The sequence below is a fragment of the Hymenobacter guriensis genome (genome assembly GCF_015773195.1).
In the GTDB taxonomy this organism is placed as follows: Bacteria; Bacteroidota; Bacteroidia; order Cytophagales; family Hymenobacteraceae; genus Hymenobacter; species Hymenobacter guriensis.
Window position 1 is genome coordinate 56,346 of the sequence record NZ_JADWYK010000019.1, and the last position, 15,623, is coordinate 71,968.

Below are 15,623 nucleotides of genomic sequence, written 5' to 3' on the forward strand. Positions count from 1 at the left end.
CTTTTCTCCGATTCACGGACGCCGCGTCTTAACATGAATGTGAAGCGTCTTTTCTTAGCTGTACTATGAATGGCAATGCCCTACTCCATGCCCACATTACCCCGCTTCTGCAACTTGTAGCCTCTACTTCACTCTGGGTGCATCCCACGGTAATTGAAGCTCTGCGCCAAGAAGACGGCAACGATACTGCCCGGTGGTTTCGCAACGTACGCCGGGCCCGGACGAAAAATAATGAGACGGTCCGCGCTTACGCTGATGGTAATTACCTAGACAACAACTCCAAAGCGAATATTGCCATCAAAACCGCTCTCGGCTACCGTGCAGAAGCTGATAAAATCACGCAGTTTCATACCTGCCACATCTACGACGAGCAGGGCGAAGCATACGACCCGCTGTATTACTGTTCACTGCCAAACCTGGTACTCATTCCCAGTGCCATTCACAGTCTCGCGGACCATTTCCCGGAGTGTAAACAGGTACTGAAGTACCGGGCTTACCAGCTGTACGGGTTCTACCGGGACGCAATACCACCCAAGCCCGCTGACTACGACCAGCTGCAATGGCATCCATTTGTAGGCAGCACTGAGCGGGCACTGAAGTCTGTTAAAAAGCGAAGAAGTTCTTTACAACCGAAATCCGCGCTTGCCTAAGCCTTGTATCCGCGAAGTCTATTGAAACCATTGCCCCCTGCTACTTATGCCGCGCATTATCTTTTTCAATACCGGCTGGATGGATTCCTACGCGGGCAACCACCGGAACCTCGACCCCATCACGGGAGGCGGGGCCCATACCAGGGAGCAGGGATGGGGAGGCGAGATTTTCAACTTTAAGCCCTATCGGGGCAGGTATTACGGCTACGTCCGAACCACCCACGGTGGTGCTATCAGGCTTGAGCGACTTGGAGCAGCCAGGGCAGATGACCGTATCGAGGGCGTAACCGTCGTCTGGACAGCTCCCCGACCAGCTAAGGAAGGTGGCGGCAGCTACATCGTGGGCTGGTATAAGAACGCAACGCTATTCCGCACGGAACGACCGCGCCCAGCTAACTCCCGCCACTTGTGGCAGGACCACCTGATGGAGTTCTATGCTACGGCAGCAGCGACTGATGTCGTGCTACTGTCCCGGGACTCCCGACTGTTTCCTGTTCCCAGAAGCAAGGCCAAAAGCATGGGTCAAAGTAACGTCTGGTACGCCGACGATGAAGCCAACCTGGACTTTGTGCAGCAGGTGCAGGCCTACATTGCTAGGGGCGGGATACTTTCCCCTCCGGCTACCCGAAAGAAAGGCCGGTCGCCCAGGCAGCCCGACGTACTTAAACGACTAGCCATTGAGCAAAAGGCTATTGAAACAGCGTGGGACTACTATCGAAAGCTGGGGTACGACCTTGAATCCGTAGAAGCCGCGAAGGTTGGGTGGGACCTGACCGCTACCAACGGAAGTGTCAGGCTGAAGCTGGAGGTCAAAGGGCTATCCGGTACCGCAATTGCCGCTGAGCTAACGGCCAACGAGTACAGCTGCCTGTTGGCAGATAGCCCCAACTACCGGGTGTGCATTGTCACGAATGCACTTACCAAGCCTCTGCTGCACATTTTCTCTTATTCCAAAACCGTTGACCTTTGGGTGAGCGAGGAAGGGCTTGAACTGTCGTTTGAAAAAGTCACCAGCGCCCGGGTGTTTGCAAGGTAGTCGGCCGAAACCGCCATACTCAGCGCGTGATTTCAGTATTCCGCGCCGGCGTGGTTACCTCTTGACTTTTGCTTAGCTCCCGCCGCTCAGCCCGGTCACTACTGTGCTCCACAACGTGGCTGCCGGGCTGCTCTGCCACTGCGTCCAGCGTGTGGCTAATTCGGCCAAGTTCCGGCTGGTCGGTGCGGTAAGTGACTTTCATCTCCGAGTGGCGGATACCGTCGGCCGCGGTGGTACTCTGAATGTCGCCGGCTTTCGCTCCGCTGCCGATAACGGCAGCCTGCACGGCCTCGGCCTGGCCCCGCTCGCCCGGAGCAATGGCGGGCTCGTCTACTTTGATGATTACCTGCTTCTCACTGCCCGGCGCACCGGCCGAAGCTTCGAGCGGCGGCTTCTTGGCCACATCCAAGCTACGGTCGCGGTTGTGGGGCTGGATGGGGGCGACTTCGGCCGCCGCCTGGCGCGCTGCCTGGTCGGCTTCGCTCTCCGCTACCCGCACACCAGCATACTGCTCCCGCCCGGCCTCGGCGCGGGCGTTGGTATTGGAAACGATGGCATGGATGATGGCAATATCGGGCTGGTCGTTGCGGTAGGTCATGTCGAACTCCGCCCGCCGGATGCCCTGCTCATCCACCGTGCTGCGAATCTCACTCGTCCGCATCGAGTAGCCGGAATTATCCAGCACTTCCTTCCAGGCCTCGGCGCGGCCTGTGGTGTTGGGCTCCAGCTCATCAATTTGCCAGGTTGCCACCTTCGTCTCCGCCGGGGCTGCCGGCAGGTCGGCGGCCGCCGGGCGTGCCGCGAAGCGGGCCTGGTCGCGTAGCTCAGCCTGCTCGGCCTCATCAACTTTGCGGCCGGTAGGAGGGGGGTTATCGTTGATATATTCCTTTAGCAGCACCAGGCCCGCGTCCCGGGCGTGCACGAACTGCGCCGTGTGCGCTGCCGCTTCCTGCTCGGTTCGGTAGGAGCGGAACGGGCGCTCCGCATCCTGGCGGCCGGCGTCCGCGACTGCCGCGCCCATCATCGCCTGATTGAAGCGACGGTCCTCCGCCTGCCGCTCGGCCTGGCTTTCGGGGCTGTTGTCGTCTGCCCGCTGCTGCCGCTGCCGCTCGTCGTACTGGCGGCGGGTTTCTTGCTCGGCGCGCTCCATCGCGGCGGAGCGGGCGTATTCTGCCTGCCGCTGCTGCTCGCGCTGGTCCCGCTCGGCGGCGCGCTGCTGCTCGTCCAGCTGCGCCTGGGCGCGGATTTGCTCGGCGCTCAGGCCTTGCGCCGTTAGCTCCAGCTCCCGGTTCCAGTCTTTGGCCTGCGGATAATCGACCCGGATGAAAGCCTCCTGGCCGCGCTCCTGCTCAGGCCGCAGCTGCTCGCGCTGGCGGTACAGCTCCTGGCTGATTACTTCGAGCTGGGCGGTATCGGCCTTAGCCACCGACAGGCGCAGAACGGTTTCCCGCTCGGTACTGCGCTGCACTTCCAGCTCGATGGTAGGGCCGGCTTCCTGGTTGCCGTTCATCCGGGCTACCCGCTCAGTTAGCTGCTGCACCTGGGCCGCCCCGCTCTCAGCGCTGTCGTGGCGGTAGCTCACTTTCAGGGCCGTGTGGTACTTGTCGGACGTGGCATGCCACTCCACCGGCCGGCTGGCTTCCTTATAGGCCTCCTGGTCGGCCACGGGAACCAGCGGGCGGGCCGGGTGCAGCTCGTTCATGTAGTTCATGTTGAACTGCCGCCCGCCAGCGTCGCGGTCATTGGCCAGCACGATTTCCTTGGGCTCCTGCTTATCAATCACCCGCTGAATCAGGGCAACCTGCGCTTCGGTGGGCGTGCCGCTGGTAGCCACGTAAAGGGTGTTTCGGGGGTCCTGCGCGTGTTTCAGCTGGTAGTGGGAGAGGGAGTCAATAGCCGACTCGGACACGACCACCCGCTCGACCGGCGTATCCTTGCCCTGGGTGGGGTGCGATACCCAGATGCCGTTTTTGGGCAGCGGCAGCAGATTTTTGTAGTGCTCGTTCTTCTGCTCGACGCTGGCCAAACCCTGCTCGTTGTAGAGCGGGAAAGCGGTGTTTTTGTGCTCGTTCTGCTGCGCGGTGAAGATGCGCCCCTGAAAAGCCGGGCTATCAATTGTGCTATTGGTAATACCCCGACCGTGCAGGTAGCTGCGGTCGGTTAGCTCCTTATTTACGCCCAGCACCTCGGCAATGAGGCGCGTTTTGCGGTCTTCCTGCTGCTGGCGCTCATGGTCCGGGTCGCCCACGGGCAGGGCATTGAGCCGGCTCACGTCCACCGGGGCACCATAAACACGGGCTGGGGCAGGCCCGTCATGCAGATACTCGCGTAGCTGCTGGCGAACCTGCCCCAAATTCAATCCGTGGCCGTTGCCGCCCCGGGTTTTCGCAAAATCAATAACGCTGCCCTTGTCCCAGTCGTCGCCGGTGTTCAGGTACACCTGGTGGTCGGCCTTGCGGGTGACGATGAGCACCTCCCCGTCTTTTTCGAGCTGGTGCCAGTCGCCGCGCTTGCCTTCCTTCCTGACTTGATAGCCCTGCCGCTCGGCGTAGTCTACCAAGTCAATGTCACGCTTGAACCGGTCAAGCTCGGTGGGGTCGTTTTCTCGGATAGGGGCATTCATCGCGGGGAGCTTACAAGTGGTCGTTGATGACCAGTAGCTCCGGGCGGGGAAGGGGAGGCGGGGAATGAGGCCGCCTGGCTACCCAGAAAACTATCCGGTCGAGGTTACGGGGCTGGGGCTGCCGATGCGCCGGCGGCGTGCTCGGAGCCGGGCAGGGGAGGGGTGCCGCTGTCGAAGCATTTCAGCTGCTTCTGGAAAGTGGTCAGGGCCTCCTGGCTGGGGAATAGAAAGCGCGGGCTCTCGCTGTTGGGCGGAATCCTGATTAGCTCAGTGGCCACGTCGAGGTTGCGGAGCAGGCGCTGCAGCAGGCGGGGCTCTTCGCGCTTCAGGGAGTTGTTTTTCAGTCCTACGATACTGGTGTAGGGCAGCTCATGCTGCTCGCAGAACGATTTCAGCTCCCCTTTGGGAAGCATCAGCAGGCGGAATTGGGCATAGCGTAAAACGTCGGCATAGGGAACGGTCAGGTTTAGGTCGGGGAAGCCCAGGGGGGCCGAAATGTGTGGCGATGGTACCATGCGGGTGGTGGCTTTGTGAGGGTTGAAGAGGTGTGTAAGTAGACCTAACGAGAGGCATAGTCTACAAAGACACGAATTGAAGCCATTCGCTGCAAATGGCTAACACAAATCCCACCATGATACCCCATGTTTCGGCGGTAGCTCAGAGAAGCTGAACCGGCCAAAATACGGTTGCCCATCCCTAACGCAGAAACTTATCAGAGGTTTTACAGAATACTAAAATAATCATTTTAGAAATCTTTCAGAACTCTTTCAGAATACCAGCCGTAAGCATGGCTCATATGAAAATGGCCTTTATCGTTGTGTTCACCCTGTTTTTACTGTTTGCCCTGTCCGGCTTGGCCTGGCGGCGCATCAAGAGTAAGAGCAAGCCGGCTGACCTCGTGGCCAAGAGCAACCACCGCTCGGTGTGGTCTTTTCATTATGGCCCCGCAACTATTCTACCGTCCCGGGAGGTAGTCGCGCCAAGTTCGCCGCCGACTCCCGGTAAGGCGCTGGCCCGGCTCATGCCCGACGAAGACCAGCAGGTACAGGAAGAGCAGGCCCGGGCCGTGGCGGCAGTTGACAGCGAAGCGACCAAGAACCGCACCGATGAACAGGCGCAACAGCCAAACACGCCGGGCCCGGCTTCCGGCAAAGATGCCGGAACGGCTCCGCTGCAGTCCTCGCGCCACGCGCCCGGCGCAAAGGTGAACGTGCTGGATATGCTCGGCACTGATAGGACAGAGCCCGCAGTAGCACCGGCCACGGCCGAAGCGGCGACAGTTGCCGACAGCGAGCCGGCCGAACCAGAAGCGGCCGGGGAAGCCACCGTGCCCCAGGCCATCTACAGCAACCCACTCACGGAAGCCACGCGCACCAAGAATGATGAGGCCAACCGCAAAGCCGCCGCAGAGCTGAGAAAAAGCAACCGGGCGGCCCTGCGCACCGGCACCGATAGCCAGAAAGCCGCCCTGACCGCCCTCATCAAGGAAGGCTCCGCCTAGCCATGCATCCCTCCGGCACTACACCTTATTTCCGCGCTCATTCTGCCCTGCTTTTCGGGCGATAAGCGCCCTACTTCCTTCCCTTTTTTTCTTACTCCTATGCTCAACAAACCCCTCAATCTGGCGGCAAACCTGGTGGTAGCCGGCAAAGCCTACCAACCTTCCAAGCTGGAGCAGCGCGGCTATGCGCTACTGACGGTGCTGGCTCTCTCCACCAGCGCGGCGCGGGCGCAAAGCGCCGAAGCTGCTCTCACCCAGGTCAAGGAAAAGGTGATTGGCATCGTGCAGGTCATCTTCGCCATCATCCTGATTATCGGTCTGATTCGGGTGGTAATGAAGTTTATTCAGGGCTCACCTGACGCGCTGGGCTCCTTGGGCTGGCTGGTGGGCGGGGTGCTGCTCTGGTTCGGCTTCCAACTCTTCAAGGACGATTTGGTCAGCGCCGTGGGTGGCAGCGACGGGGGTGGTATCACTGATTAGGCCGCTGCCATGCGTTCCTACAAATCCATTGAGCGCCCCGCGCAGGTGCTGGGCATGAACCTGCAGGACCTGGGCCTGCTGGTGGGCCTGTTCATCGGCTCCGTGCTGCTGCTGGGCTTCCTGGGCATGGCCGTCAAGATTCCGCGCATGGTCTATCTGGTGGTCATCCTCACGGAAGTGGGCCTGATTCTGAGCCTGCGCTACCTCACCCGCACGCAAGCCCCCGGCTTCCTGATGGGCTGGCTCTCCTACACCTTCATTCAGCCCCGCCGCCTGGCGGTGGGCTCCCTTCCCATTCCCACTATTCATGGCAAAAAAACCAAAAACGGCCGCGTTTGACGCCGTGATGCCCGTGCACAGCTTTGAGGGCGATAAGGTGGTCTTCAAGGATGGTCGCGTCGCGGTGGGCTTCGTCATTGAGCCGGCCGAGATGGAAAGCTGGACGGTGGACGACTACGAGGCCTTCCAGACCGCGCTGGTGGGCGTGCTACGCCCCCTGCCGGTGGGTACCATCGTGCAGAAAACCGACGTCTACTACGACCGGCCCTACCGCGAAGATAAAACCCAGCAGACCTACTTCGAGGGCAAGATGAACAAGCACTTCTTCGAGCGGCTGGTGCTGTTTCAGAAGTCCTACCTGTTTCTCTCCTTCGCGCCGGTGGCGGTGAAAGCGCCCCGCACCAACGCCGTGAATGCCCTGGTGGCCCGCGCCGGCGAAGCCCTGATGAAAAACCCCTTCGCGCAGCTCGTCCAGACCCTGGAGTTGGCCGAAGCCAGCGCCGTGGAGTTTGTGCAGGGCCTCAAGAACCTAGGCGGCGTTGCGTTTGAGCGCCTGAGCGGCCGGGAGATGCACCAGCTTTACCTGCAGTACTTCAATCTGAACTTCGACGGCCAGCCTACGCGCCAAGAGCGCGAGATTGGCAACGACATGGGCGCGCTCAGCGTGGGCGAGAACCGGGTGAATATCCTTTCGATGGTGGGCCAGGGCAGCGAGGCCCACCCGGCGGTGAAGAACAGCTACGGCGTCACCGCGCCCATGCTCTACCCGCTCACCCACGTCCTGCAGTGCCCGCACATTCTGACGCAGGCGCTGCTGGTTCAGGATACCCGCGCTGAGCTTAGCTCGCTGGACACTGACCGCAAGCTCAACGCCTCGCTCTCGTTTCTCTCCACCCAGGACAATGCGCTACGGGCGGCTGAGGTTGAGGAATTTACCGCCGAGGTGCGGGCCGAAAACAAGCAGATTGTGGGCCTGCACCTTTCCCTGCTGCTGTGGGACACCAACGATAACAGCCGCCGCGAAAACGTGGAGCGGGCCACGGCGGCCTTCCGCTACATGTTCGGCACCGAAAGCGTAGTGGAAAGCTACTTGGCCCTGCCGGTGTTCTTCGGCCTGCTGCCCGGCAACGCCTACCAAGTACCAGACCGCTGGCTGACGAGCACCGCCGACCGCGGCGCGTGCTACACCCACTGGACGGCCACTTACAAAACCGACCCGGTGGGCGAATACCTCACCGACCGGTTCCGCAACCTGGTGCAGGTAAACCTGTTCAACACGGCCCTGGACAATCAGAACGCCATTGTCATCGGCCCCTCGGGCTCGGGCAAGAGCTACACCTTCGGCAATCTGATTGTGCAGCGCTTCGAGAAGGGTGCCCGCCAGATTATCATGGACGTGGGCGGCACTTACCGCAACGTGCTGCAGTCGCTCAACGGCGAGGATTTCGACAACACCTACTTTGAGTACGACCCGCAGCGGCCCATTGAGTTCAACCCCTTCGTGGTACCGCGCGACGCTTCGGGCAAGTGGCTCTACAACGACGAGAAAACCAATTTTCACCTGGCTTTGCTGGCCGCGCTCTGGAAGGGCGGCAAGGACACGGCCCTGGACAAGTCGGAGCGCACCATTCTTTCGCGCTTTCTGATTGAGTACTACGCCTGCCTGAATGAGAGTCCGCACCTGAACCAAAAGGACGAGGAGTTTCCCGGCATGGAAAGCTTCTACCGCTTCGTCGAGCACTACGACCAGGAAATGCAGAAGCCGGTAGCTCAGCCCGGCGACGGGGTGGAGCCCGACCCGCTGGACGGCGCCCGCCGGCAGTACCAGAAAAACCTGAAGTACATCGACATGCACCAGTTCTTCCTGGTGCTGGGCCAGTACATCACTGGCGGCCGCTACGAGCGGGTGCTCAACGCCAAGCGCGACGTGGATTTGAGCGAGTACCGGCTCATCTGCTTTGACCTCGCGAAGGTGCAGGCCGACCCCGACCTCTACCCGGTGGTGGCCATGCTCATCACCGAGCTGTCGCTGGACTTATTCCGCAAATTCCCTGACGACATCAAGTACATCGCCCTGGACGAGGCCTGGACCATGCTGAGCGGGGTGCTCTCGGAATTCATCGAGTCGATGTACCGCACCATCCGCAAAACCAACGGCTCGGTAACCATCATCACCCAGGGCATTACCGAGATTACCAGCAGCAAAATCGGGCCGGCCATCATCAACAACTCGGCTACCAAGATTATCCTGCGCCACGTCAACCCCGACTCCCTGGCCCAGCTGCAGGCCCCGCTGGGCCTGACCGGCCACGAGATGGACCTGATTAAGTCGGTACGCTCCACCGAGGCCCTGCGCGAGATATTCATCAAGCAGGGCGCGAAGGGCAAGATTTTCGGGGTGGAGGCCTCGCCGCAACTGGATGCCATCCTGACCTCCAAGCCCGTGGAGCGCAACTACCTCAACAAGCTGGTCAAGTTCTACCAGCAGACCAACCTGAAGCCGGTGCTCGACCGAAACGGCCGGCCGAAGCTGGACGCTGAGGGCAACCCGCAGTACGAGCCCGTGAAGGTGCAGCGGCTGGACTACGCCGTCGACCAGTTTGTGGAGGATAAACAGGCCCGCAAGGGCATCCTGGCCCAATGAGCAGCCTGTACCTAATGGTCGCCTACGGGGCCGACCCGGGCTTTCTGAGCGCCTGCGACCAGACCCTGCAAATCGTGCTGCGCGCCTGCCGCTACATCACGCCCACCTTCATGCTCATTGCCCTGCTCTACACCATCGGGCGCGGCTTTATCTCGGGCAACGGGCTGGCCATGGACTGGGGCCCCATCATCAAGGCCGTCTGGATATTCTTCCTGCTCTTCTTCTATAAGGAGTTGATTGATACGCTCAGCTCGGGCATAGCCGGGTTCACCCGCATGTTTGCCACCCCCGACGGCTCCACGGCCGCTTCGGCGCTGGGCGCGACCATCAGCACCTCGGAAACACTCTCGCAGAAAACGGTGGTGGAGCAAGGGGCTCAGGAAATAGCCAACCTGCTCAAAACCATCACCTCGTTCAGCCTGACCAACATTCTGCTGCAGCTGGTGACCGGGGAAGTGGTGCTGCTGATTCGGCAAATCATGCAGTTCATCCAGCAGTTCATTCTGGGCTTCCTGTTCGTGTGCGGCCCCATTTCCCTGTGCCTGTCGGTCGTGCCGGCCTTTGGCCAGCTGGCCATCAAGTGGCTGCAGAACTTCCTGGCCGTGCAGTTCTGGGGGCTCTCGTTTGCCCTGCTGGATTTGCTATACACCTTCTACACGGCTTCCAACACCACGTTTGGCGGGGTTTTCTCCGCCCCGGTGGCGGCGGAGTCGGATACCCGCCAGCTGATTGTCTCGGTGGCCTTCATCATGCTCTACCTCATGGTACCCTACCTGACGAGCCTGTTTATCGGCTCCTCGGCCGCGCAAGGGTTCGTGGGCTCGGTGGTAGGCATGGCCACGTCGGCGGCAGCGGCGGCGGCCGGTGTTTCGGCCGGCATGGCCGGCGGCGGCCACGGCGTGTCCGGGGCCATCGGCCGGGCCATGAGCAGCGGCGGCCCCTCGGGTGGCGGTGGTGGCGGCTCCGGCGGGGGCGCGGGCGGCAACTCAGCCGACCCCGGCCCGGTCCCAAGCGGCGGCAGCTCGGCCTCGGCGGGCCTGCCCTCCATTACCATGTCCGATGCCCTCAATCCTTCCTACCGGCAACGGCCTTCCGGGCTGTGGACGGCCTAACCATTCCCCTCCTTTCCGATGAACTATCCCACCCGCTACCTGGCCCTGCTGACCCTGAGCCTAGCCACTGCGTGCCAATCCAAAGAAGAAAAAGCCAGCGCGGCCCTCGCCGACGCGCTGGAAGCACAAGCGGAAAGCCCCGCTGAACAGGCCCGTATGGCGGCACAAAAGGCGGCCTACGCGCTGCCCCCGGCCCGGCCGGCCTCGGCGGTTGACGTGCGCGCCGGCGTGGAGCAGCTGCTGCCGGCCGAAGGCTACTTGGAGCTGGTGTCGGTGAAGGGGCAGGCCCTGCAGCCTATCACCCTCGTCCTGCCGCCCATGTGGCGCATCGGGGTGAAGCCGGGCTACCCCAAAGTAGGCCCCGGCTACAAGATTCCCTTCGAGGCGGTGCTGCGCTGGAAGCCCACGGGCTACGTGGAGACCAAGCCCAAATCAGCCCTGCTGGTGCTGCAGACGCCGAAAGACTCGCTGATGCGCTTCTATATCTCGGAGATGAGCATGGGCAGCAAGGTTGTGCAGGTGCGGCCCGGGGAGCCCGTCACGGTGCAAGGGGTGCTCTACACCTACCTCGACCGGGATAACCCGCAGCGGCTGCTGGTGTACCCCTACCAAGACAAGCAAGTGTACCTGCCCCTGGCCAACTAGGGGCAGTGGGGAAGAAAGCCCCAGCCTCGCCAATCCTCTCCCGTTGACTTAATCAGCCTTTTTAATGGACTCCGCTAAAAACCTAAGTACCTCATTCTCCACCATGCGCAACCTGGCGATGGGGAGCGTCCTGGCCCTGCTGCTCGTGTCGCTGGCGGCGGGCTTTCTGGTGTACCGCGCCTACGAGAACAGCGGCCGGCGCGTGTACGTGGTAGGCCAGACCGGCTCGGTGGCCGCCCTCTCCGCGCCCACTACCGAAACCCACACGCCCTACGAGGCCCGCAACCTGGTGCGCAACTTCATGCAGACCATGTTCGGCCACGACCAATACACCTACAAAACCAACCTGGACGCGGCCCTGCCCCTGATTGAGGGACGCGGCGGCCGGCGCATCTACGACGGCTTCACGCGGGGCCAGGTGCTGCAGAACTACGAGCGGTACGCCGCCCGCAACGTGGTGACGGTGGACAGCGTGAGCATCGACATGAACCACCGCCCTTGGTCGGGCCGGGTGTACATCAAGCAGCGCATCTTCATCGGGGGCGAGCAGAAAGAGCCCTTGCCGCTGGCCGCCAAGTTCAACCTGACCGAGACCAACCGTTCCGATGCCAACCCCTACGGGATGCTCATCACCAACTTCGATTACATCCCCTACAACCCGCAGGTGTCGCGGGAGGAGCTTCAGGCCCTGAAGGAGCAGGAAGCCGACCGGCAGCGGGCTCTGCTGGAAGCCCAGCGCAGTGCCGGCGCTCTGGCTCCCACAGCCGGCGACGCGCCAGCCCCGGCCGCAGTTCCGGCTGCGCCAGCCCCCGCCGCAGCGGGCAATTAGCCCTATCCTTTCTTCAAGCGCATCGCACTATGATTTCCAAGCTTTTGCTGGCCCTGGGCCTGCCCCTGCTGCTGGCGTCGGCCACGTCAGCCCAATCCTCCACGGCCGTGCTGCGGCCCGCCGCGGCATCCCCGACAGCCCCGGCGCTGCTGGACGTGGCCGTGTCCGACAGCTCCACTACCTACCTCGTTTTCGGCGGCCCCGTGTCGCTGGTCGATGTGGGCATGGCCAATAACTACCTGGTGAAGATTGAAGCCAACGCCGTGTTCGTGCGCGCCCGCCGCAAGTCCGCGCCGCCCACGCCCATCCTCATCCGCTACGGCTCCAAGTACTGGATGGGCCGCCTCGTGTACGTGGACCGGCCGGTGCTGCAGCTGTACGACTTTCAGAAAGACGGTGCGCTGAGCGTGAGCAGCGGCACCAGCGAGGGCACGGCGGCCGGCGCGGCCCCGGAGAATGAGCTGGCCCTGGACAAGGAGCGGGAGAAGAAAGCGGCCGTGGAGGGCAAGCTCAGCCAGCTGCGCAAAACGCGGGAGGAGCACCAAGCCGTGGCCGTCGTCGACAACGACTTGGTCTTATCGTTGGCCAACGTGCGCAACGACAAGGATTTTACCTACCTGCGCTTCAAGGTCATCAACCACTCGGCCATTGACTACAACGTCGATTTCACCGACTTCCAACTGGTGGAAAACGCCCATAAGAAGTTTCTGGCCCGCAAGAAGAACGAAGCGCGCCGGCCGCTGGCTCCCTCGGGCGGCTTAGCCAACCAAGTGGTTACGGGCCGCACCACCGGCTACCTGACCTATGCCATTCCGCTCTACGCGGCCACCGACCGAGGCTACCTGGAAGTGACCCTGCGGGAGCTGAACGGGGCGCGGGTACTGGTGCTGCCGGTGCCTTCGCGGGTCATCAACCGAGCCTCTACCATCTAACGCTGCTGCCATGGAACCCGCAAATCCCCACACCCAACCCCCAGCCATGGGCTCCGCGGCGCACGACGACGCGGAGCACTTCGGCCCGCAGCGGCCCGCGCCCGCCGGCCAGTCCAAAGCCACACCGCTGGAAACGCTGCGCAACAACTGGCTACTCCTGACCGGCCTGCTGGTGCTGCTGGTCGGCATGGGTCTGTTTCTCTGGCTGCGCTCCGCCACCCAAGCCGCGCAGCAGAAGAAGGAAGTCGTCGCGGCGGCCTCGGAAAACATCGAGCCCGAGATTAGAGCGGCCCCCACGGCGGCGGCAGAGCCGGTGTCGCCCTCCGCGCAGATAGAGCAGCAGCGCCGGCTGGAGCAGGAGGCCCAAAGCACGCCCACCCGCCTCAACACCGATGAGGTTGCGGAAGCCTTCGTGGCCGATACGATGGGGCAGGCCCTGCGGCGGAAGCAGCGGGCGGCGGCCCTCACGGCGGCAGCGCGCCGCCGGCAGGAGGAAGCCCGCCTCGCCGCGGCCGACGTGGACACCATTGAAGCCACGGTGCAGGACCCCGCGACGGGTTCGTACCATGCCCAGACGCTGGTGGTGCCCAGGCGGCGGCCGGGCCAGGTAGCCGGTAGCGTGGCCCGCCGAACCAGCTCCGGCGCGGCGCGCCGGGCGCGGGCCACGCTACTGTCGGCGACTGACACCGACGGCACCCCGTTTGAAACCGACCCGGACGTGCTGGCCATGCTGAGCACCTCGCCGCCCGAAACCCGCGCCGCCTATGAGCGCATGACCGGCAAGCGCTACCGCGACCCTAAAGCCGTCGCGCAGACACTGGCCAGCCGCACCAGCGCGCCCGGTATGGACGGCTTCAATACCGTTAAGGTCGCGGGCTCCGCCCGGATGATGGCCCAGAGCAGCCAGGCGGAGCTGGTGCCCGACGTCTTTTTCAAGTGCGCTATCAACGGCGAGCAGAAGGTGCGAACCGGCTCCGTGGTGCTGCTGCGGCTGCAGGAAGACGCCGTGGTGTCGGGCGTAACCTTCCCGAAGAATACTGTCTTCGCCGCCGTTGCCACCGTGGGCACTAACAACGTGATGCTGGAAGTCAACCGCCTCGGGCCCAACCGGGTCGCGGCCAGCATCTACGACTACAACTACATGCCCGGCATCATGATTGACCCCGTGAAGCGGGTAGCCAAAGATGCCAGCCTCGCCGGCCAGGACCTGCAGCAGCAGTCCATGCAGGAAGTCAGCACCGCCATCGACCGCTCCGCCTCGGCTGCCAACTCGGTGGTAGGCGTGGGCGGGCGCGTGGCCATGGGCGTGCTCAGCCGGCCCAAAACCCGCACCAAGCTGCGGGATGTGCTGCTGCCCGACGGCTACCCCATCCTGATTACCACGGCTGCCGCCGGCCAGATGGGGCCGGCCACGGCGTCGGGACGCTAATCCTTTCACTAATTCCACGACAATGAAAAAGACTCTTTTTCCGGCCTTGGCGGCCGTTGCGCTGCTGGCCCCGGCCGGTCAGGCCCGGGCGCAGATGGTGGTGAATGACCCGCTGCACATGGGCGTGCAGATTGGCGAGTTTGCCAAGCGCCTGCAGCAGTGGTCCTCCACGGTGCAGAACTACCAGGTAGTAAAGGATGCCCGCCAGATTGCCGGTGTCACGAAGGACATCACCAGCGAAGTGCGCAGCCTCACCCAGGAAGGGCTCGACCTGCAGAAGCAGGTGCAGGCCGACCTGCGGAAGGTGCAGAGCATTCAGGATTTGCGGCTTTCCAACCCGCAGGAGCTGTTTACGCGGGCCCTGGCCATGTCCGGCCGCAGCCAGACCAACCAGATGATGCCCGTTTACGCCAAGGCCCAGCGCCTGCGGCAGGCCCTGCAGCTGACCAACCCCATGCAGGACGTGAATACGATGTACGACGTGTTCTCGCGCTTCGGCACCAGTTCGGCCGACCCCAACGGCAACATGACCAGCGACCAGTACCAGGCCAAGCGCGAGGAATCCACGGTTTCCCTGTTTGCGGCCGAAGAGATGATGGCCAAGCGCAAGCTGGCAATGGCCGTGAACTACTACAAGATTGCCGACGAGATGACTGCGCAAAGCGTAGAAATGCAGGCCACGCTGAAAAATCCGGGCCGCTACGCCATGACTGAGGGGGAGCGGATAGCCGCCCTGAACTCCTCGAACGACAACCTGATTAAGGCCATGCAGCTGCGCGAGCAGGGCGACCGGCTATTCATGGAAGCCTCGCAGGCCGGCCCTGCCCACCAGGCCGCCGAAGCGGTGTACGCCTCGACCCTCAGCCGGAACGCGCTGATTAAAATGGACCGTGCACGGCCGCGCTAGCACCCTATGAAAAAGCTCCTGTTAGTGGTGCTCCTGCTCGCGGGGGTCGGCATTATGCCGGCCTCCGCCCAGCGGCACGTCAAGCACTTGGCCTCCTGGGGGGCACACCTCGGCCGCTCCGAAACCGGCAACTATTACGAGTTGAGCTATACGCCCATGCTCACCAACCACTTGGCCCTGCGCCTGAGCGGGGGCTATGAGCACGGCACCCTGACCACTCGCGGCGAATACTCGGTGTACCAAGGACGGGTTTTACTCTCGCCCCAGCTGTTCCGCCTCGGGGAGGTGGCCTACGTGCACCTGCTAGTGGGCGCGGGTGCGGGCTACGAGTGGACCAACCAGAACGGCACCGGGGAAATGATATTAAGTGCGAAAGAGCCGCAGCGCTTCACTTACGGCCCCCAGGTAGGAGCCGAAGCGGATTTCTTCCTCGGCAACCGGCTGTCGCTCGTGGCCACGGGCACCAAAGGCTACCTGTTCAATAATCCGCTGGTCGACCAATGGCCAGGCTTGGCCAGCGTCGGCCTGCGGTATCACTTTCGCTAATCACCTCCTT

Annotated in this window: 15 protein-coding genes; 13 read left to right on the forward strand and 2 right to left on the reverse strand. The window is 62.6% G+C overall.

The features are described from left to right. Positions 1 to 65 precede the first annotated feature (65 nt). On the forward strand, positions 66 to 650 hold the full coding sequence (locus I5L79_RS21210) for a hypothetical protein (RefSeq protein ID WP_196957092.1): 585 nt from the start codon (positions 66 to 68) through the stop codon (positions 648 to 650). Positions 651 to 696: 46 nt separating this feature from the next. After that, positions 697 to 1,686, forward strand: a complete 990-nt coding sequence (locus I5L79_RS21215; RefSeq protein WP_196957093.1) for a protein NO VEIN domain-containing protein — start codon at positions 697 to 699, stop codon at positions 1,684 to 1,686. Positions 1,687 to 1,705: 19 nt separating this feature from the next. Here I5L79_RS21215 and I5L79_RS21220 read toward each other — a convergent pair whose 3' ends face one another. Beyond that, the gene (locus I5L79_RS21220; protein ID WP_196957094.1) at positions 1,706 to 4,309 is read right to left on the reverse strand and encodes a toprim domain-containing protein; all 2,604 of its coding nucleotides are present in this window, start codon (positions 4,307 to 4,309) and stop codon (positions 1,706 to 1,708) included. A 104-nt stretch (positions 4,310 to 4,413) separates the two neighbouring features. After that, complete coding sequence (locus tag I5L79_RS21225; protein WP_196957095.1) at positions 4,414 to 4,824, reverse strand: hypothetical protein; 411 nt, start codon at positions 4,822 to 4,824, stop codon at positions 4,414 to 4,416. A 272-nt stretch (positions 4,825 to 5,096) separates the two neighbouring features. Here I5L79_RS21225 and I5L79_RS21230 point away from each other — a divergent pair, with 272 nt between their 5' ends. The 11 genes from I5L79_RS21230 to I5L79_RS21280 all read left to right on the forward strand — a co-directional run bounded on the left by I5L79_RS21230 (position 5,097) and on the right by I5L79_RS21280 (position 15,613). Continuing rightward, on the forward strand, positions 5,097 to 5,810 hold the full coding sequence (locus I5L79_RS21230; RefSeq protein ID WP_231403248.1) for a hypothetical protein: 714 nt from the start codon (positions 5,097 to 5,099) through the stop codon (positions 5,808 to 5,810). A 99-nt stretch (positions 5,811 to 5,909) separates the two neighbouring features. Further along, positions 5,910 to 6,290, forward strand: a complete 381-nt coding sequence (locus I5L79_RS21235) for a hypothetical protein (RefSeq protein ID WP_196957097.1) — start codon at positions 5,910 to 5,912, stop codon at positions 6,288 to 6,290. A gap of 9 nt (positions 6,291 to 6,299) precedes the next feature. Then, positions 6,300 to 6,629 (forward strand): hypothetical protein, encoded by a 330-nt coding sequence (locus tag I5L79_RS21240; RefSeq protein WP_196957098.1) that lies wholly within the window; start codon positions 6,300 to 6,302, stop codon positions 6,627 to 6,629. Then, complete coding sequence (locus I5L79_RS21245; protein ID WP_196957099.1) at positions 6,598 to 9,213, forward strand: VirB4 family type IV secretion system protein; 2,616 nt, start codon at positions 6,598 to 6,600, stop codon at positions 9,211 to 9,213. The genes I5L79_RS21240 and I5L79_RS21245 overlap by 32 nt, the downstream gene beginning before the upstream one ends. After that, positions 9,210 to 10,325: a hypothetical protein gene (locus I5L79_RS21250; RefSeq protein WP_196957100.1), complete on the forward strand. Its 1,116-nt coding sequence runs from the start codon at positions 9,210 to 9,212 to the stop codon at positions 10,323 to 10,325. Before I5L79_RS21245 ends, I5L79_RS21250 begins: the two co-directional genes overlap by 4 nt. 18 nt (positions 10,326 to 10,343) lie before the next feature. Continuing rightward, positions 10,344 to 10,970, forward strand: a complete 627-nt coding sequence (locus tag I5L79_RS21255; protein WP_196957101.1) for a hypothetical protein — start codon at positions 10,344 to 10,346, stop codon at positions 10,968 to 10,970. 64 nt (positions 10,971 to 11,034) lie between these two features. After that, on the forward strand, positions 11,035 to 11,799 hold the full coding sequence (locus I5L79_RS21260; protein WP_196957102.1) for a conjugal transfer protein TraK: 765 nt from the start codon (positions 11,035 to 11,037) through the stop codon (positions 11,797 to 11,799). Positions 11,800 to 11,828: 29 nt separating this feature from the next. Next, on the forward strand, positions 11,829 to 12,731 hold the full coding sequence (locus I5L79_RS21265) for a DUF4138 domain-containing protein (protein ID WP_196957103.1): 903 nt from the start codon (positions 11,829 to 11,831) through the stop codon (positions 12,729 to 12,731). Positions 12,732 to 12,741: 10 nt separating this feature from the next. Next, positions 12,742 to 14,160 carry a conjugative transposon protein TraM gene (gene traM, locus I5L79_RS21270; RefSeq protein ID WP_196957104.1) on the forward strand — a complete coding sequence of 473 codons (1,419 nt, stop codon included), beginning with the start codon at positions 12,742 to 12,744 and terminating at the stop codon, positions 14,158 to 14,160. Positions 14,161 to 14,182: 22 nt separating this feature from the next. Beyond that, positions 14,183 to 15,067: a hypothetical protein gene (locus tag I5L79_RS21275; protein WP_196957105.1), complete on the forward strand. Its 885-nt coding sequence runs from the start codon at positions 14,183 to 14,185 to the stop codon at positions 15,065 to 15,067. 6 nt (positions 15,068 to 15,073) lie between these two features. After that, complete coding sequence (locus I5L79_RS21280; RefSeq protein WP_196957106.1) at positions 15,074 to 15,613, forward strand: hypothetical protein; 540 nt, start codon at positions 15,074 to 15,076, stop codon at positions 15,611 to 15,613. Positions 15,614 to 15,623: the final 10 nt, after the last annotated feature.